Source organism: Streptomyces sp. NPDC056161, assembly GCF_042268025.1.
Taxonomy (GTDB): Bacteria; Actinomycetota; Actinomycetes; order Streptomycetales; family Streptomycetaceae; genus Streptomyces.
Genome location: NZ_JBHJUV010000019.1, coordinates 76330 through 95406, shown reverse-complemented (window position 1 = coordinate 95406; position 19077 = coordinate 76330). Strand labels below are relative to the sequence as shown.

General features: G+C 68.8%; 14 protein-coding genes. 7 read left to right on the top strand and 7 right to left on the bottom strand.

Translation table 11 applies throughout. The features are described 5' to 3' along the window. Both ACFC09_RS19470 and ACFC09_RS19465 read left to right on the top strand, forming a co-directional pair. The gene (locus ACFC09_RS19470) at nucleotides 1-1050 is read left to right on the top strand and encodes an ABC transporter ATP-binding protein (protein WP_376529722.1); all 1050 of its coding nucleotides are present in this window, start codon (nucleotides 1-3) and stop codon (nucleotides 1048-1050) included. 292 nt (nucleotides 1051-1342) lie between these two features. Next, nucleotides 1343-2116, top strand: a complete 774-nt coding sequence (locus ACFC09_RS19465; protein WP_376529719.1) for a class I SAM-dependent methyltransferase — start codon at nucleotides 1343-1345, stop codon at nucleotides 2114-2116. A gap of 223 nt (nucleotides 2117-2339) precedes the next feature. Here ACFC09_RS19465 and ACFC09_RS19460 read toward each other — a convergent pair whose 3' ends face one another. From ACFC09_RS19460 to ACFC09_RS19430, 7 genes are all read right to left on the bottom strand, one after another. Next, nucleotides 2340-3470, bottom strand: coding sequence for an ABC transporter ATP-binding protein (locus tag ACFC09_RS19460; RefSeq protein WP_376529716.1), 1131 nt, complete (start codon nucleotides 3468-3470; stop codon nucleotides 2340-2342). A 12-nt stretch (nucleotides 3471-3482) separates the two neighbouring features. Then, entirely contained in the window at nucleotides 3483-4544 is a 1062-nt protein-coding gene (locus ACFC09_RS19455; RefSeq protein WP_376529714.1) for an ABC transporter ATP-binding protein, read from the bottom strand. Between the two features lie 15 nt (nucleotides 4545-4559). Next, entirely contained in the window at nucleotides 4560-5537 is a 978-nt protein-coding gene (locus ACFC09_RS19450) for an ABC transporter permease (protein ID WP_376529711.1), read from the bottom strand. Nucleotides 5538-5640: 103 nt separating this feature from the next. Beyond that, complete coding sequence (locus ACFC09_RS19445; RefSeq protein WP_376529709.1) at nucleotides 5641-7434, bottom strand: ABC transporter substrate-binding protein; 1794 nt, start codon at nucleotides 7432-7434, stop codon at nucleotides 5641-5643. Nucleotides 7435-7535: 101 nt separating this feature from the next. Then, nucleotides 7536-8573: an ABC transporter permease gene (locus ACFC09_RS19440; protein ID WP_376529707.1), complete on the bottom strand. Its 1038-nt coding sequence runs from the start codon at nucleotides 8571-8573 to the stop codon at nucleotides 7536-7538. A 634-nt stretch (nucleotides 8574-9207) separates the two neighbouring features. After that, the gene (gene typA / locus ACFC09_RS19435) at nucleotides 9208-11124 is read right to left on the bottom strand and encodes a translational GTPase TypA (RefSeq protein ID WP_376529705.1); all 1917 of its coding nucleotides are present in this window, start codon (nucleotides 11122-11124) and stop codon (nucleotides 9208-9210) included. Nucleotides 11125-11262: 138 nt separating this feature from the next. Continuing rightward, a complete protein-coding gene (locus ACFC09_RS19430; RefSeq protein ID WP_376529703.1) occupies nucleotides 11263-13563 on the bottom strand; it encodes an ABC transporter substrate-binding protein in 2301 nt (766 codons plus the stop codon). A gap of 323 nt (nucleotides 13564-13886) precedes the next feature. Here ACFC09_RS19430 and ACFC09_RS19425 point away from each other — a divergent pair, with 323 nt between their 5' ends. From ACFC09_RS19425 to ACFC09_RS19405, 5 genes are all read left to right on the top strand, one after another. After that, a complete protein-coding gene (locus ACFC09_RS19425; RefSeq protein ID WP_376529701.1) occupies nucleotides 13887-14177 on the top strand; it encodes a hypothetical protein in 291 nt (96 codons plus the stop codon). Between the two features lie 45 nt (nucleotides 14178-14222). Further along, complete coding sequence (locus tag ACFC09_RS19420) at nucleotides 14223-15041, top strand: hypothetical protein (RefSeq protein WP_376529699.1); 819 nt, start codon at nucleotides 14223-14225, stop codon at nucleotides 15039-15041. A 31-nt stretch (nucleotides 15042-15072) separates the two neighbouring features. After that, on the top strand, nucleotides 15073-17028 hold the full coding sequence (locus ACFC09_RS19415; protein WP_376529696.1) for a fumarate reductase/succinate dehydrogenase flavoprotein subunit: 1956 nt from the start codon (nucleotides 15073-15075) through the stop codon (nucleotides 17026-17028). After that, entirely contained in the window at nucleotides 17025-17792 is a 768-nt protein-coding gene (locus ACFC09_RS19410; protein WP_376529693.1) for a succinate dehydrogenase/fumarate reductase iron-sulfur subunit, read from the top strand. Before ACFC09_RS19415 ends, ACFC09_RS19410 begins: the two co-directional genes overlap by 4 nt. 163 nt (nucleotides 17793-17955) lie before the next feature. After that, complete coding sequence (locus ACFC09_RS19405) at nucleotides 17956-18552, top strand: TlpA family protein disulfide reductase (RefSeq protein WP_376529690.1); 597 nt, start codon at nucleotides 17956-17958, stop codon at nucleotides 18550-18552. The last annotated feature ends 525 nt before the right edge of the window (nucleotides 18553-19077 follow it).

Here is a 19077-nt window from a genome sequence, read left to right as displayed (position 1 = left end):
ATGAGCAACACCAGCCCCCTCCTGAACGTCACCGGGCTGACCAAGCACTTCCCGGTCAAGGGTGGTTTCCCGATCCGCCGGACGGTCGGGCACGTCCAGGCCGTCGACGGCCTCGACTTCCAGGTCGCCGAGGGCGAGAGCCTGGGCCTGGTCGGCGAGTCCGGCTGCGGCAAGTCGACCACCGGCCGCCTCATCACCCGGCTCCTGGAACCGACCGCCGGCACGATCTCCTACCGCGGCCAGGACATCACCCACGCCGGCCGCAGGCAGCTGGCCCCGGTACGCTCCGAGATCCAGATGATCTTCCAGGACCCGTACGCGTCCCTGAACCCGCGCCAGACCGTCGGAAAGATCATCTCCGGGCCGATGGAGATCAACGGGATCAACCCGCCCGGTGGCCGGGAGAAGCGCGTCCGGGAACTCCTGGAGATCGTCGGTCTCAACCCGGAGCACTTCAACCGGTTCCCGCACGAGTTCTCCGGCGGCCAGCGCCAGCGCATCGGTGTCGCCCGCGCGCTCGCCCTGGAACCGAAACTGATCGTCGCCGACGAACCGGTCTCCGCCCTGGACGTCTCCATCCAGGCCCAGGTCGTCAACCTGCTCCAGCAGGTCCAGCAGGAACTCGGCATCGCCTTCCTGTTCATCGCCCACGACCTGGCGATCGTGCGGCACTTCTCGCAGCGCGTGGCCGTGATGTACCTCGGCAAGATCGTGGAGATCGCCGACCGCGCCGACCTGTACGACAACCCGCGCCACCCCTACACCCGGGCCCTGCTGTCCGCGGTCCCCGAGGCCACGGTGGACGACGAGGGGCCGGCCCGTGAGCGCATCCGGCTCGTCGGCGACGTACCGTCCCCGATCAACCCGCCCTCCGGCTGCCGCTTCCGCACCCGCTGCTGGAAGGCGACGGAGAAGTGCGCCACCGAAGCCCCGCCGCTGGTCCAGGTCGAGGGCAACAGGCCCGGTCACCTGACCGCGTGCCACTACCCTGAGGCGCAGGAGACCGTTCCGGCTCCGCGCCACGCCAAGAACCCCCGGGAAGCGGCCTGACACACCCCTTTTCGTCAGCCGTCTCCCGCGGAACGGACATTCACCGGCCCATTGACCCGAGCCCATGAGCGTCCGCTTCCAGGGGACGAAGGCCCGCGCCTCCCCCGGCGCGGGCCTTTGCCGTAGGAGGATCGTTTTCCCGTAACGGCTCGGTACGGCTTGGGGCTCGGTACAGGTAGTGGTGGTTGGGGGGCGGCCACGCGCCGCCCCGCCGCCACTCGTGGTTCAGCAATGAACAAAATGCGTACGGGTCCCCTGGGTGCGGCTCAGTCAGGTGTGGCACACTGCGCCGGTGGTCGATCATTCGTTCGCCGATCTCTCGCTCGCCGCGCTGTACGACGGACTCAACCCGTGGGGGCCCGGGGACGACTTCTACCTGGACCTGGTGATGGCCGCGGGCTCTGTGCTCGACGTCGGCTGCGGGACCGGGCGGTTGCTGCGCCGGGCCCGCGCGCGGGGTCACCGGGGTCGGCTGCTGGGGCTCGACCCCGCCGCGGCGATGCTGGTACAGGCGCGACGGGCCGCCCCCGACGGGGAATGGGCGCTCGGCGATCTGCTGACCCGGCTGTGGGACGGCGAGTTCGAGCTGGTCGTGATGGCCGGGTACACCTTCCAGACGCTCGTCGGGGACGAGGAGCTGCGGGCCGGTCTGCGGGCCGTCCGGGCGGCGCTCGCCGAGGGCGGGCGGTTCGTCTTCGAGACACGTGATCCCGCTGCGCGTGCGTGGGAGACCTGGGGCCCCGACCGGGTGCGCGAGGTCACCGGGCCCGACGGTACGGCCGTACGGGTGTGGCGCGAGGTGCGCGAGGTGCGGGGCGGTCCCGGTGGGGACCGGGTCGCCTTCACGGAGACCTTCGAGGGTGGGAGCGGGGGCCGGGACCGGGCCCCGGCCCTGACCCGGGTCAGCCGGGGCACGTTGCGGTTCCTGGACAACGAACGGCTGGGCGGGTTCCTCGCGGAGGCGGGGCTGGAAGTGGTGGAGCAGTACGGGGACTGGGGGCGGGGGCCGGTGGGGGCCGGTGGCCCGGAGATCATCACGATTTCCGCTCCGCTGGGTGTGCGGTAACGGGTCGGTTTTCCCGTGCGGGAGCGTCGGGGCCGATCGCGCAGTTCCCCGCGCCCCTTCAAAGGGGCGTTTCAGTCGGGCCGGATCGAACGGCTGCGCTCCGCTGCACTCGCCCCAACCGGGCGGACTTCCCGTGCAGGAACGTCGGGGCCGGTCGCGCAGTTCCCCGCGCCCCTTGAAGTGCTCGGGGAGCTGCGCCTGTTCCCGTCCGTGTGTCGGTGCGCTACGCGGGGTTCGGGTCGTCCTTGTCCTCCAGGGCCGCCAGTGCCGGGTCCAGGACGATGTCCTCCTCCCGGGCCTCGATCGTCGGGTCCTCCGGGAAGTGGCAGGCCGTCAGGTGGCCGGCCCGGTTGCCGGAGAGCTGGAGCAGCGGTGGCTCCTCGGTGGCGCACTTCTCCGTCGCCTTCCAGCAGCGGGTGCGGAAGCGGCAGCCGGAGGGCGGGTTGATCGGGGACGGTACGTCGCCGGCCAGCCGGATCCGCTCGCGCCCGGCGGTCTCGGTCTCCGTGAGGTTCACCTCGGGGACGGCCGAGAGGAGGGCGTGGGTGTAGGGGTGGCGGGGGCGGGAGTAGATGTCGTCGCGGTCGCCGACCTCGATGATCTTGCCGAGGTACATGACCGCCACGCGCTGCGAGAAGTGCCGTACCACCGCCAGGTCGTGGGCGATGAACAGGAAGGCGATGCCGAGTTCCTGCTGCACCTGCCGCAGCAGGTTGACGACCTGGGCCTGGATGGAGACGTCCAGGGCGGAGACCGGTTCGTCGGCGACGATCAGCTTCGGTTCCAGGGCGAGCGCGCGGGCGACACCGATGCGCTGGCGCTGGCCGCCGGAGAACTCGTGCGGGAACCGGTTGAAGTGCTCCGGGTTGAGACCGACGATCTCCAGGAGTTCCCGGACGCGCTTCTCCCGGCCACCGGGCGGGTTGATCCCGTTGATCTCCATCGGCCCGGAGATGATCGTGCCGACCGTCTGCCTCGGGTTGAGCGAGGAGTACGGGTCCTGGAAGATCATCTGGATCTCGGAGCGTACGGGTGCGAGCTGCCTGCGGCCGGCGTGGGTGATGTCCTGGCCGCGGTAGGAGATCGTGCCGGCGGTCGGCTCCAGGAGCCGGGTGATGAGGCGGCCGGTGGTCGACTTGCCGCAGCCGGACTCGCCGACCAGGCCCAGGCTCTCGCCCTCGGCGACCTGGAAGTCGAGGCCGTCGACGGCCTGGACGTGCCCGACCGTCCGGCGGATCGGGAAACCACCCTTGACCGGGAAGTACTTCTTCAGTCCCGCCACGGTCAGCAGCGGCTCCCCCGCCGGGGCCGCGGCGCCCTCGCGAGGGGCGGGAAGGACGAGGTCCTCTGTCATGACGATGTCCTCCTAGCCCAGACGGGGCTTGATCTCTTCGATGAAGATGGTCCGCTTCTGCTCCGCCGTCAGATGGCAGGCGGCGGCGCGGTCCGGTCCCAGCGGCGGGTTCTCGTCGACGCAGCGGGTGCCGCCGACCCGGTCCTGGAAGGTGCACCGGGGGTGGAAGCGGCAGCCGGACGGCGGGGTCAGCAGCGACGGGGGCGAGCCGGGGATCGGCGTGAGCGGCGTGTCGATGTCCGAGTCGAGGCGCGGCATCGAGTTCAGCAGGCCCCAGGTGTACGGGTGCTGCGGCGCGCGGAGCACGTCGTCGACGGTGCCGCGCTCCACCGCCCGGCCCGCGTACATCACCATGATGTCGTCGGCCATGTCGGCGATGACACCGAGGTCGTGGGTGATGAAGACGATCGCGGAACCGAACTCCTGCTGGAGGTCCTTGAGCAGGTCGAGGATCTGCGCCTGGACCGTCACGTCGAGCGCGGTGGTCGGCTCGTCGGCGATGAGCAGGTCGGGGTCGCAGACCAGCGCCATCGCGATCATCGCGCGCTGCCGCATACCGCCGGAGAACTGGTGCGGGTAGTCCTTCGCCCGCTCCTTGGGGTTGGGGATGCCGACCTTGGCCAGCATCTCCACCGCACGCTCCCACGCGGCCCTCTTCGACGCGCCGGTGTGCTTCATGAACGGTTCGGCGATCTGCCGGCCCACGGTGTAGAACGGCGACAGCGCGGTCAGCGGATCCTGGAAGATCATCGCCATCCGGTTGCCGCGGAGCTTCTCCAGTTCCTTCTGCGAGGCGGTGATCAGCTCCTTGCCGTCCAGCAGGATCTCGCCGTCGATGGTGGTGCTCAGCGGGTTGTGCAGGCCGAGGACGGTCAGGTTGGTGACCGACTTGCCCGAGCCGGACTCACCGACGATGCCCAGGGTCCGACCGCGCTGGACGTCGAAGGAGAGGCCGTCGACCGCCTTCACGGGACCGTCCTCGGTGGAGAACGTCACCTGTAGATCGCGGACCGAGAGGAAGGTCTCCTCCGATGCCGGGACCGGTGCGCCCTCGGTCTTGGTCAGTGTGCTCACGGTGGTGGGTTCTTCCTAGGAGAGCCGGACGCGCGGGTCGATGAAGGCGTAGGCGATGTCGGTGAAGATGTTGATCATCAGGATGAAGAAGGCACCGAACAGCATGACGCCCATCGTGAGCGGCAGGTCCTTGGTGGTCGCGCCCTCCACCGCGAGCTGGCCGATGCCCTGGAGCGAGAAGGTCAGTTCGGTGACCACGGCGCCGCCGAGCATGGAGCTGACGTCGATGCCGAGGACGGTCACGATCGGGATCATCGAGCCGCGCCAGGCGTAGCGGAAGAAGACGTACTTGTTCGACATGCCCTTGGCCCGAGCGGTGCGGACGTGGTCCTCGGCGAGCTGCTCGATCATCGACGAGCGGGCCATACGGGTGTACTGCGCGGTGAAGATGGTCGCCATCACGCACACCGGGATGGACATGCCGACGAACCAGCCGACCGGATCCTGGGTGATCGGTACGTACTTGGGGTCTTCCATCCAGCCCGTGCTGTAGACGAGGACGGTCAGGACGATCGGGCCGAGGAAGTAGATCTGGAAGGAGCTGAGCACCATGGAGGCGCCCGTGGCGATCTTGTCCACGAGAGTGGCCCGCCGGTAGGCGGCGAGCATGCCCGCGCCGACACCGACGACGAGGAAGACGATCGCTCCGCCGACGGTCAGCGTCAGGGTCAGCGGGAAGCGGTCCATGATCGTGCTCCAGACCATGTCGCCCGAGTAGAACGACACGCCCAGGCAGGGCGCCGAACAGTGGCCGGTGGGGTAGTCGCGACCCGTCACAATGCCGGACATGAAGTCCCAGAACTGCTGGGCCAACGGCAGGTTGAGGCCCAGCGCGTCCCGGATGTCCGCCAGTCGCTGGGGCGAGCAGTCCTTGCCGCAGGCCAGGGAGGCGTAGTCGGAGGGCGCGGCGACGAACAGGAAGAACGTGGCCGCTCCGATGAGGAACAGCGTGACGACGGCACCGACCGCGCGCCGGAGGATGAACTGAAGCATGGCGGGCTGACTGCTCTCTGCGGTGACAGTGGGAAGAGGTGTTTCACCCCGGGGCGGGGGCCCGCTCCGCCTGGTGCGGGCCCCCGCGACCGACCGGGGAGCGTTACGACTTCAGGTACACGCGGTTGATGTCGAGGAGGCTCGACACCGAGCCGTACCGCGCACCGCCGACGTTGGAGCCGGACAGCTGGAACTGCTTCGTGTACCACAGCGGAGCCGCCGGGATGACGTTCTCCAGCAGGTAGTGCTCGGCTTCCTTCCAGGTCGCCGCCGCCTCGGTGGGCTCCTGGGTCAGCGCCTTCTTGATGAGGGCGTCGACCTTCGGGTCCTTGACGTGCGAGTAGTTCGGGCTGCCGTCGGTGACCTGGGTGCCGTCGAAGATCGGCGTGACGACCGTGCCGGGGGACGGCCAGTCCTGGCCCCAGCCGGAGATGTACATGTCGTACGGGTTGTCGAGCTTGCCGATCTGCTCGTAGTAGCTGGCGGAGTCGACCTCCTTGGAGACGATCTTCAGGCCGACCTTGGTCAGGGCGTCCTCTATCGCCACCTTGCGCTTCTGCCCGGCCTCGCTGTTGGCGTAGGCGAAGACGAGGGTCTTCTCCGAGTCCGGGACGTCCTTCAGGATCTCCTCGGCCTTGGCGATGTTGCCCTGCGGGGTCTTCAGCCGGCCGTAGGGGTCGTAGGCCGGCTCGTAGCCCGGCAGCGTCGGGGCGAAGTAGTTCGGGGCCACGTCACCGCCGTAGGCACCGCCCTCGCCCGCGATGAGGGACTTGGAGTTGACGGCGTAGGTGACGGCCTCACGGACCTTCTTGTCCTTGACCCGGTCCAGGTTGAAGCTGAGCTGCATGACGAAGGGCTGGTAGCCCTTGACCGTGCGCTTGTTGACCTCCGGGGCGCCGATGACGTCCTGGATCTGGGTGGCCTCGACGCCGTTGGTGAGCTGGATGGCGTTCTTGTTGTCGCCCTGGTCGGCGATCAGACGCTTGGTCTGGGTCGACTCGGTGACACCGAACTGGATGTTGAAGCCGTTCACGTACTGGTGGCGCACCGAGTCCGTCTTCGGGTCCCAGTTGGTGTTCTTCACCAGCGTCATGGACTTGCCGATCTTGTTCTCGGCAATCTTGTACGGGCCCGTGGAGACCGGGGCCTTGTCGTACTTCTCCTTGGTGTCGGTCTTCTCCGGCACGATCCCGTAACCGGCCATGGCCAGCGTCTGCGGCAGGTCGGGGCGCGCGGTGTCGAAGTGGAAGACGACCGTCTTGTCGTCCGGGGTGTCCAGGACCGAGGCCGGCAGGTGCTTGGAGCCGAAGCCGCCGTCGGGCAGCGCCTTGCGGTAGTCCGCGCCGCTCAGCCAGGTCTGGAGGTAGGTCGGGCCGTCGAAGATGAACTTCGCGTAGGTGCGCTCGACGGTGTGCCGGACGTCGGCCGAGGTGATCGGGTTGCCCTTCTCGTCCTTGACGCCGTCCTTGAGGGTGAAGGTCCAGGTCTTGCCGCCGTCCGAGGACTTGCCGGAGTCGGTGGCGAGGTCGCCGACGACCGAGACGTTGCCCTTGTCGTCCTCCTGGAACTGGGTCAGCCGACGGAACAGCAGGTTGGCGACCTGGCCGGCGTCGCTGACGTAGATCTGGCCCGGGTCCAGGTGGGAGAGGCCCGCCTCCTGGTAGACGGTGATCGTGCCGCCGCTCTTGGCGCCGGGCACCTCCTCGGCGGGACCGGTCGAGGCGGCCGAGTCGGCGTAGGTGACCGCCTTCGACTGGACCGACGCCTCCTTCTGGTCCTTCTTCGAGTCCGTGCCGGACTTGCCGCCCTCGTTCTTGGAGCAGGCCGTGAGAACGAGGGAGCCCGCCGCCAGGGCGACCACGACGGCGCGTGCCGTGCGTGAGCTGTGAGACATCATGTGGCTAATCCACCTACCTGTCGATTGTGATCCATGAGTACTGCCAGGCGCTGGCCGGCGGGCCGAGCGGGGGCGGCAGTCACCCCCCACCAATGGACGTGCTATCGCCCGGACTTGGGGTCGAAGGCGTCCCGTACGGAGTCTCCGAGGAGGTTGAAGCAGAGAATGAAGATCACCAACGCCAGGCCGGGGAAGAACATGAACGCCGGGTCCTGCTCGGCGTACCGGGCGCCGACGGCGAACAGGCGTCCCCAGTCCGGGGTGGGCTCGACGAAGCCGACACCCGCGAAGGACAGGAAGGCGATGGTGAGGATGGTGCTGGGCAACTGGTACGTGAACTGCACCAGGATGGGCGTCACGACGTTGGGCAGGATCTCCTTGCGCACGATCCGCCAGGGAGAGGCGCCGGAGACCCGCGCGGCCTCGACGAACTCCCGCTCGCGCAGCGAGAGGACGGTGGACCGCACGAGGCGGGCCATGCCCATCCAGCCGAGCAGCCACAGCACGATCAGCATGGCCAGCGCGCGGAAGTAGGTGGGCGTCTCCTCGCGCGGGTCCACGAAGAACGACGTCACCACGGGCATGAAGGCGATGAAGAACAGCTGCGACGGGAAGGAGAGGAAGAAGTCGGTGACCCGGCCGATCCAGTAGTCGGTGCGACCGCCGAAGTAGCCGCCGATCAGGCCGATGATCACGCCCGTGGTCATCACCAGGACGGTGATGCCGAGGGACATGAACAGCGAGGTGCGCATGCCGTAGACCAGCATCGCGAACAGGTCGCGGCCGTACTGCGGTTCGACGCCGAACCAGTGGCTGCCGGAGACGCCGCCGAGGTAGCCGAGCGGCAGTCCGAAGTCGTCGAGCACGGGTGTGTCGGCGTACGTCGGGTCCTGGCCGTACAGCGTGTACGGGTCGGTGCCGGAGAGCTTCACCAGCAGGGGCGCGAGCAGGGCGATGGCGAAGTAGGCGATCACCACCACGGCGGTGATGACACCCGTGCGGTCCCGCCTGAAGCGGAGCCACATCAGCTGGCCGGGAGAGCGGCCCACGAGCTCGCCGTTGCCGGACTTGGTCTTCGGCCCAGGTTCGCCGTCGACGACCGAAGTCCCGCTGCCCTCAATGTCGATAGGACTTGTCACTGTTCGTCCGTTTCACAGATATGGGTGTCCAGTGAAGCCGGGGTACTGCGACAAGCGCGAAACCGCAGCCGGACGCGCGTAGTCGAACCGCCGCACTGAACGATCGGAGGATGCCTCAGATGTGGTCGCCGGACAGGCGCTCGGAGCTGCGACGGACAGACCGTGCGAACGTGACCCACCTGGTGCTCGTGACACCGCGCATGGGTGTTCCTCCTATGACTTCACGTGTTCACCAACAGGAGGGGGTTTCCGACTGGCCTCCGACACCCCTGACGGAGGGTCAGGCACCCCCTGGTGCTCGCGAGTCGAGCGCTGTCCCCACAGCGCGAGACCCATTGACCCGAGCGCTACGCGGCTAACTATCTGCCATGGGTAAGAGGACGGACCACTGTTCTTAAATCTCAATTCAGTCACGGCTCGTACCTAGACCTTCCAAAATCTGGACAAACTGTCTGCCCTAAGAAGGCCACGAAACGGACGTGTTACATGGCTATCGGGCAGGGATCTCCGCATGCCGGACATCGGAGCCCGAAAAAGGAGTTGAAAAAAACCCGGGCGTCCCCATAGTGGGGAACGCCCGGGCCGGGCCCTGGGAGGGTTTCGGCCAACCGTGTCCGGGTCAGCCGTGTTCGGGTCAGCCGTGCTTGGCGCGGCTCGCGGCGCGGGCACGCTCGCGGGCGTCCAGGTTCACCTTGCGGATGCGAACCGCCTCCGGGGTCACCTCGACGCACTCGTCGTCGCGGCAGAACTCCAGCGACTGCTCCAGCGACAGCTTGCGCGGCGGCACGATCGACTCGGTCACGTCGGCCGTCGACGAGCGCATGTTGGTGAGCTTCTTCTCCTTGGTGATGTTCACGTCCATGTCGTCGGAGCGCGAGTTCTCGCCGACGATCATGCCCTCGTACACCTCGGTGCCCGGGTCCACGAACAGCACGCCGCGCTCCTGGAGGTTCGTCATGGCGAACGCGGTGACGGAACCGGACCGGTCGGCGACCAGCGAGCCGTTGTTGCGGGTCTGGAGCGGGCCGAACCACGGCTCGTGGCCCTCGTGGATGGAGTGGCCGATGCCGGTGCCGCGGGTCTGGGTGAGGAACTCCGTACGGAAGCCGATCAGGCCGCGCGAGGGCACCACGAACTCCATGCGGACCCAGCCCGAGCCGTGGTTGGACATGTTGTCCATGCGGCCCTTGCGGACGCCCATGAGCTGGGTGACCGCGCCCATGTGCTCCTCGGGCACGTCGACCGTCATGCGCTCGACCGGCTCGTGGACCTTGCCGTCGACGTCCTTGGTGACGACCCGGGGCTTGCCCACCGTCAGCTCGTAGCCCTCCCGGCGCATCGTCTCGACCAGGATGGCCAGCGCCAGCTCGCCGCGGCCCTGCACCTCCCAGGCGTCCGGGCGCTCGGTGTCCAGGACGCGCAGCGAGACGTTGCCGATCAGCTCGCGGTCGAGGCGGTCCTTGACCTGGCGGGCGGTGACCTTGCGGTCCTTGACGGCCGCCTTGTTGTCGGCGCCCTTGCCGGTGCCGCCGCGGCCGACCAGCGGCGAGGTGTTGGTGCCGATGACCATGGAGATCGCGGGCTCGTCGACCGTGATCAGCGGGAGGGCGATCGGGTTCTCGGGGTCGGCCAGGGTCTCGCCGATCATGATGTCCGGGATGCCGGCGACGGCGCAGATGTCACCGGGCCCGGCCTTCTCGGCGGGCTTGCGGGTGAGCGCCTCGGTCATCATCAGCTCGCTGATGCGAACGTTGCTGATGGAGCCGTCACGCTTGATCCAGGCGACCGTCTGCCCCTTGCGCAGCTCGCCCTGCTCGACCCTCAGCAGCGCGATCCGGCCGAGGAAGTTGTCGGCGTCCAGGTTGGTGACATGGGCCTGGAGCGGGGCTTCCTCGTCGTAGACGGGGGCCGGGATGTGCTCCAGGATCGTGGAGAAGAACGGCTCCAGGCTGGTGGAGTCGGTCGGCACGGTGCCGTTGTCCGGCTTGGTCAGCGAGGCGATGCCGTCGCGACCGCACGCGTACACGATCGGGAACTCGATCTGCTCCTCGTCGGCGTCCAGGTCGAGGAACAGGTCGTAGGTCTCGTTGACGACCTCGTCGATACGGGCGTCGGGACGGTCCGTCTTGTTGATGCAGAGGATGACGGGCAGCCGGGCCTGGAGCGCCTTGCGCAGCACGAAGCGGGTCTGCGGCAGCGGGCCCTCGGAGGCGTCCACGAGGAGCACGACACCGTCGACCATCGACAGCCCGCGCTCGACCTCGCCGCCGAAGTCGGCGTGGCCGGGGGTGTCGATGATGTTGATGGTGATCGGGTCCCCGCCGTCCTTGGGGTGGTACTTCACCGCCGTGTTCTTGGCGAGGATCGTGATGCCCTTCTCACGCTCCAGGTCGTTCGAGTCCATGACGCGGTCGTCGACCTGTTCGAGCTGATGGGCGGCGAAGGCACCGGCCTGCTTGAGCATGGCGTCGACGATGGTCGTCTTGCCGTGGTCGACGTGGGCGACGATGGCGACGTTGCGGATGTCGTGACGCGTAGTGGTCACAGCCATAGTGCGGCGTACTCCCGGGGTGTGAGGAAGGCCCTGCGCGTCGGTAGGTGTGACGCGGGCCCTGCCGGGCTTGACACGCCACGGCCTCACCCCATGTTACGTGGCGCCGCGACAAGCGTCCGCCGCAGGCCCGGCGTCTCAGCTCGCGGACGGTCTCGGCGGCGCCTGCGCCCCCTTCTTCAGGAAGCCCAGGTCCTCGTAGACGGGTGTCTGGAAACCGAAGGATCCCGCGTTGACCAGGTTCTTCCGTACGGCGGTGAGCTGCGGGCGCTGGTAGAGGGGGAGGGAACCGGCCGCGGCCCAGATGCGGGAGTCGGCCTTGCGGATCAGGGAGCGGGACTCGTCCTCGTCGAGGGTGGCGACGGCCTGGTCGAACAGTTGATCGACCTGGTCGGTGCCGACGCGGGTGTAGTTCTGCTCGACGTTCACCGAGCCGTCGGCGGCCGGGAGCGGCTTGGCGTAGATCGGGCGGGCGTCGGTGGCGGGGAAGGGGGAGGACGGCCAGGAGTACAGGGCGAGGTCGAACTGACCCGAGGCGATGTGGTCCTTGAAGTAGCCCTCGTCCGGGACCTTGCTGATCTCCGTGCCGATGCCGACCTTGTCCAGCATCTGCGCGATCCGGTCCGCGACGGTCCGCAGGGACTCCGAGCCGGCGCCCGAGGGGACCACGAAGCGGAGCGAGAGCGCCTTGCCGTCCTTGGCGAAGGGGCCGGACACGGCGGCCGGGGCGGCGGTGCCCCGCGGGGCGTACGCGCCGGGCGCACCACCCTGCGGCGGGTGTCTGTCGGTGTGCCGGCCGCCCTCCTGCGCGACGGGTCTGGTGCCCTCGCCGCCCGTCTCCCCCGCGCCCTGCCGCTCCGTGAGGTCCCCGGGGTCCTTGGAGTCCTCCCCGTCACCCTTGACCGGCGACTTGGCGTCCTCCCCGTCGTCCTGCCGGTCGGCCGCGCCACCCTCCTCGTCGTCCTGCGCCGCCGCCTCGCCGTCCACGCCGTCGTCCGTGCGCGGCGCCTTGTCGTCGTCCTCGCCGACGACGTAGGCGCCGTCCTGGCCGCCCTCGGACTCCGCCTGCGAGCCGGCCGCCTTGTCCGGCTTCTGCTCCTTGACGGGACCGCCGCGCACCCACCCGGCGTCCCCGAGCAGCGCCTGCGCCTCCGTGGTGTCCTGGGTGCCCAGGGAGCCGCTGCCGTCGGTGTAGGCGGGCTGGCCGGAGAGGGCGAGATGGCTGCCGACCGGCTCCGCGGGCAGGCCGAGCGGGCCGAGCACCGCCTTGGCCAGCTCCTTGCGGTCGAGGGCGCGGGCCACGGCCCGGCGGACCCGCTCGTCGGCCAGGGGACCGCCGGAGCCGTTGAGGGCGAGCTGGGTGTAGCCGGGTTCCAGGGACTTGCGGACCTCGATGTCACGCAGGGCGTTCTGCTCGCGCAGATACGTCGTGATCTTCTCGCGGAGCTTCGTCGTCCCCTCGGGCAGCTCCTTGGCCGGCAGGCCGTGGGCCAGGGCCCAGGAACGCAGCTGCTTCGCGGAGGTGCGGCCCGCCCCGAGGACGGGGGAGCCGCCGCTGCCCTGGGCGGCGAGGTTGATCCGCTCGACGTCCGCGGGGTCGATGTCGGCGAGGTCGACGGTGCCGTTCGCCATCGCGGTGGCCCGCTGGTCGCGGGGCACCGCCCGGAGCACCAGCTCGGACAGTTTCGCGGGCTGCCCCCACCAGCGCGGGTTGCGGTTGAGGACGATGTCCTTGGCCTTGGTGTCGACCTTGTCGAGGCGGAACGGCCCGGCGGTGACCGGCAGCTCCCGGCGCGCGCCGTCGTTGAAGGCGTCCGGGGTGCCCATGATGTCCTTCGGGTACAGCGGGGAGAACAGCGCCTTCCAGTCGGCGTACGGACGGTTGAAGGTGACCCGGACCTCCAGGTCGTTCGCGCCGCGCTCGATCTTCTCGATGCGGTCGTAGCCGGCGTTGCGGGCGGTCCAGTAGGCGGTGTCCTTGCCGGACAGGGCGCGCCACTGGGCGGCGAAGTCGGCGGCGCCGATCTCCCGGCCGTCGCTCCACACGGCCTGCTGGTTCAGTTTGTACAGGACGACCTGGCGCGGCTCGGTCTCGATGACCTTGGCGGACTCCAGGTAGTCGGCGTTGGGCACCGGGCTGCCGTTCGCGTCGATGCGGAACATCGACGGCAGGACGGCCTGCGCGATCCGGTTGGTGCCCGTGTCCGCGTCCGCCTGGAAGCTGTTCAGGGTCTCCGGCAGCGCGTCCACGGCCCAGTGCAGGGTGCCTCCGTCGGCGACCTGGTCACGGGCGGTGGCGGCGATGTCCTGTCCGGCCAGCGGACGGCTCGCCTCGTCGTCGGAGCTGCAGCCGGCGAGGACGGACACCGCGAGGGCACCCGCGGTGAGGAAAGCGGCCGAGCGTGAGATCGCGCGCGGTCCGACGCCGTCGTGGGACATCTTGCTACCTCCGGGGAGCCCGGTGACAAAGGTGGGTTCTGATCACGTTTGGCGGTATTTTGGTGCTGATCAGATCTACGCACCCACTGAAGAGGAAAGGGTTCGCCGGCCGGGGGCGACACGGCGGCGGGGGCTCGCAAGCCCACCCGTGCGGCGCAACACGCGCCCGGCGCAGACAGAGCGCGTGCGGGCGTGCGGCAGTGGCGCACGATCCGCCAATCGCTGCACATGGCTTCACATCTACAGGTGTGACGCGCAACACTCGCAGGCGCATGAACGTTGCCGCCTTGGACCCATGAGGTCCGGGAAAGTGAGGTCACGTCATGTCCGTGCACGACGACCTGACGTCAGTCCAGCGCTGCGCCGACGACCTGTTCCGGGCCGTCGGACGCCTGGAGCAGCAGATCGGGAGCGGTGGCCTGGAGATGCGGCGTGTCCGCGCCGACGCCGAGCACCTGCGCGAGAGCGTGGCACTGCTGCGCGAGGCGGCCCCCCGGCTCGCCGAGCCGCGCCGCCCCGATCTCGTCACCATCCCCGACACGCCGTACGACAAGAGCCTGTGGACGGACTCGGACGACGAAGGTCTGGGTGCCCGCGACCGGCACGCACCCTAGGCAGTCACCGCAGGCCCGCCACCCCGACCCGACCGGAGTCACCCCTTGGCCACTGGTACGGAACCCCCCAGCACCGGCGGCGTACGCACCCGCACACGTGCCGCGATCGCCGCCCCGCACCTGCGGACCGACCGCTGGTGGCTGGCGCCCGCCGTCACCGCGGCCGGTCTGTTCGCCTTCGTCGTCTACTCGACCTGGCGGGCCTTCGCGAGCGCCGACTACTACGCGGCGCCGTACGTCTCGCCCTTCTACTCGCCCTGCCTCGCCCAGAACTGCGCGACGATGCGCGGCGGTCCGAACGGCGACCTCTTCGGCAGCTGGTGGGGGATCTCCCCGGCGATCATCATCCTGATCTTCCCGCTCGGCTTCCGCCTGACCTGCTACTACTACCGCAAGGCGTACTACCGCAGCTTCTGGGCCTCCCCGCCTGCCTGCGCGGTCGCCGAGCCGCACCAGAAGTACACCGGCGAGACCCGCTTCCCGCTGATCCTGCAGAACGTCCACCGGTACTTCTTCTACGCCGCGCTGCTGGTCGCCGGGGTCCTCACCTACGACACCGTGCTGTCCTTCCGCGACCAGCACTACCGCTGGGGCCACATGGGCCTCGGCACCCTCGTCTTCCTCGCCAACATCGTGCTGATCTGGGCGTACACCCTGTCCTGTCACTCCTGCCGGCACATCGTCGGCGGCAAGCTCAAGCACTTCTCCAGGCACCCGGTGCGCTACCGGGCATGGCAGTTCGTCGGCCGGCTCAACGCCCGTCACATGCAGCTGGCCTGGGCGTCGCTGGTGAGCGTGGCGCTCGCCGACTTCTACGTGTTCCTGCTCGCCTCCGGCGCCTTCGACGACCCGCGCTTCTTCTAGCGCTTCTTCCAGATTGGGGTAGGAACTGCTGATGTCCGTGGTCGACCGACAGGAGTGGGACGTCGTCGTGGTCGGCGCCGGCGGCGCCGGACTGCGCGCCGCGATCGAGGCGCGGGAACGGGGCGCCCGTACGGCGGTGATCTGCAAGTCGCTGTTCGGCAAGGCGCACACCGTGATGGCCGAGGGCGGCATCGCGGCGGCCATGGCCAACGTGAACGAGCACGACACCTGGCAGGTGCACTTCCGCGACACCATGCGCGGCGGCAAGTTCCTCAACCAGTGGCGGATGGCCGAGCTGCACGCGCGGGAGGCCCCGGACCGGGTGTGGGAGCTGGAGACCTGGGGTGCGCTGTTCGACCGTACGAAGGACGGGAAGATCTCGCAGCGCAACTTCGGCGGCCACGAGTACCCGCGTCTCGCACACGTCGGCGACCGCACCGGTCTGGAGCTGATCCGCACCCTCCAGCAGAAGATCGTCGCCCTCCAGCAGGAGGACCACCGCGAGAGTGGGGACTACGAGTCCCGGCTGAAGGTCTTCCAGGAGTGCACGGTCACCCGGATCCTCAAGGACGGCCGCCGCGTCTCGGGCGTCTTCGCCTACGAACGCGAGACGGGCCGCTTCTTCGTCCTCAGGGCGCCCTCCGTGGTGATCGCCACCGGCGGCATCGGCAAGTCCTTCAAGGTCACGTCGAACTCGTGGGAGTACACCGGCGACGGGCACGCCCTGGCGCTGCTCGCCGGGGCGCCCCTGCTCAACATGGAGTTCGTGCAGTTCCACCCGACGGGCATGGTCTGGCCGCCGTCCGTGAAGGGCATCCTCGTCACCGAGTCGGTCCGCGGCGACGGCGGGGTGCTGCGCAACTCCGACGGCAAGCGGTTCATGTTCGACTACATCCCCGACGTCTTCAAGGAGAAGTACGCGGAGTCCGAGGAGGAGGGCGACCGCTGGTACGAGGACCCGGACCACAACCGGCGTCCCCCCGAACTGCTCCCCCGCGACGAGGTGGCCCGCGCCATCAACGCCGAGGTCAAGGCGGGCCGCGGCTCCCCGCACGGCGGGGTGTTCCTGGACGTGTCGACCCGGATGCCCGCCGAGGTGATCCGGCGCCGGCTGCCGTCCATGTACCACCAGTTCAAGGAGCTGGCGGACGTCGACATCACCGCGGAGGCCATGGAGGTCGGGCCGACCTGCCACTACGTGATGGGCGGTGTCGCGGTCGACTCCGACACGGCGGCGGCCCGCGGCGTGCCCGGACTGTACGCGGCCGGTGAGGTCGCCGGCGGCATGCACGGCTCCAACCGGCTCGGCGGCAACTCGCTCTCCGACCTGCTGGTGTTCGGACGCCGCGCCGGACTGCACGCGGCCGAGCACGCGGCGGCGGCGGGCGACGACCGTCCCCGGATCACCGACGAGCAGGTCGAGGAGGCGGCGGCGGAGGCGTTGCGCCCGTTCTCCGCGGCCGAGGACACCGCGGCGGCCGGCGACGGCACGGCGGCAGCGGGCCCGCCCGAGAACCCGTACACCCTCCACCAGGAACTCCAGCAGACCATGAACGACCTGGTCGGCATCATCCGCCGCGAGGGCGAGATGGAGCAGGCGCTGGAGAAACTGGCCGGGTTGCGGGTACGCGCCCGCCGGGCCGGTGTCGAGGGGCACCGCCAGTTCAACCCGGGCTGGCACCTCGCCCTCGACCTGCGGAACATGCTGCTGGTCAGCGAGTGCGTGGCCCGCGCGGCGCTGGAGCGCACGGAGTCCCGCGGCGGCCACACCCGCGAGGACCACCCGACGATGGAACGCGCGTGGCGCACCATCAATCTGCTGTGCGCGCTCGCCGCCCCCGGCGACGTACTCCTGGCCGGGGACCCCGCTCGCGACCGGATCGCCCTCACCCGCGAGACCACCGAGCCCATCCGCCCCGACCTGCTCGCCCTGTTCGACAAGGAGGAGCTGGTCAAGTACCTCGCCGAAGAGGAGCTGTACGAATGAGCAGCTACGAGGCCCGTTTCCAGGTGTGGCGGGGCGATGCCGAGGGCGGCGGCCTGAAGGACTTCCGGGTCGAGGTCAACGACGGCGAGGTGGTCCTGGACATCGTGCACCGCCTCCAGGCCACCCAGGCACCCGACCTGGCGGTGCGCTGGAACTGCAAGGCGGGCAAGTGCGGTTCGTGCTCCGCCGAGATCAACGGGCGGCCCCGGCTGCTGTGCATGACCCGCATGTCGGTCTTCGACCGCGACGAGACGGTCACCATCACCCCGCTGCGCACCTTCCCGGTGATCCGCGACCTGGTGACGGACGTCGGCTTCAACTACCAGAAGGCCAGGGAGGTTCCGTCGTTCGTACCGCCCGCGGACCTCGGTCCGGGCGAGTACCGCATGATGCAGGAGGACGTGGACCGCTCGCAGGAGTTCCGCAAGTGCATCGAGTGCTTCCTGTGCCAGGACACCTGTCATGTCGTACGGGACCACGAGGAGAACAAGAAGGCGTTCGCGGGCCCGCGTTTCCTGATGCGCGTCGCCGAACTCGACATGCATCCGCTGGACTCGGCCGCCGAGACCGGCCTGGACCGCCGCACCACGGCCCAGGACGAACACGGCCTCGGCTACTGCAACATCACCAAGTGCTGCACCGAGGTGTGCCCCGAGGGCATCAAGATCACGGACAACGCACTGATCCCGATGAAGGAACGGGCGGTCGACCGGAAGTACGACCCGCTGGTGTGGCTGGGGGCGAAGATCAGGCGACGGTCGTAGCCGGACGGGGTCCCGGACGGGCGGGGTCCTCGCGACGGGCGTGACCCTTGCCTGGCGGGTCCGAAAGGGCGGGTTCGGCGAGGGTGTTCGCGATCGGCCCCCTGTCCTCGGAGGACAACGAGGACGACGACTCTCTCTTCAGGGCTCATGGGAAACTCGGCGCATGTTTTCCGGATCCCTCTCCCGTACGGTCGCACTTGCCGCGCTCGTCGCTCTCGGCTCGCTCTCGCTGTCCGCCTGCGGAAACGGCACGTCCGGGGGCAACGGCCGGACGGACTACGTCATGGGCGCGGACGGCATCGCGACGGTCGCCGAAGGAGAGCGGAACCCGGCCGGCCCCCTCAAGGGCGAGAGCCTACAAGGCGCGCACCTCGACGTCGCCGCCTTCCGCGGCAAGGTCGTCGTGATCAATGTCTGGGGCTCCTGGTGCCCGCCGTGCAGGGCCGAGGCCCCCTACCTCAACAAGGTCGCCAGGGAAATGAAACCGCAGGGTGTCGAATTCGTCGGAATCAACACCCGCGACGGCGACAGACGTCCGGCCAGGGCGTTCGAGGACGACTTCGACATGTCGTACCCGAGTCTCTACGACCCGACCGGGAAACTGATCCTGTCCGGATTCCCCAAGGGCACGGTGAGTCTTCAGGGCCTTCCGGTGACCATCGCCCTGGACCGGAACGGAAAGATAGCGGCCAGAATATTCGGCGGCACCGACGACGGCCAACTGCACAAGATGCTGGACCCGCTGGTCGAGGAGAAATGACCGCTACCCGTCCGACGGGATTGTCACCGAGTGGCTCGACCCTGACGACCCACCGGCTCAGCGTCCACTGCGACCCTGTCGGCGTCCACTGCGACCTTGCGAGTTTGGATCGGTCCCCCGAGAAGAGTGAGCAGAAGGCCGCTGCGAAGGAGGCGCGTCCCTTCGTGCGACTGTGCTGGGCCCGACTCCCAACCTTGCGTACTGTGAAACCAGTCGCGGGTCTACCTGCGCATATTCCGGCACTTGTCCGTCCGCGAATGAATCCTCTTGCGTGTACGCGGCGGCGTCGCTGTGAACGATGTTCAGCCGTTCCTGCAGAGCAGCATCGTAAGACTCATGAGTCCGCAAGAGTTCACCAAAATCAAACCCTGCTTTATACACTCCCTGCACCAAGTAATACTGTTCCAGCCCGTCTCCACCCAGATTGTCCAAGCGCCGCCTAGCATGGTCGTTGACATAATCCCAGTCAACGTTTCCACCGCCCATGCCGGTCTCCACGGCCTTTCTCCACACCCCACCCAGGTG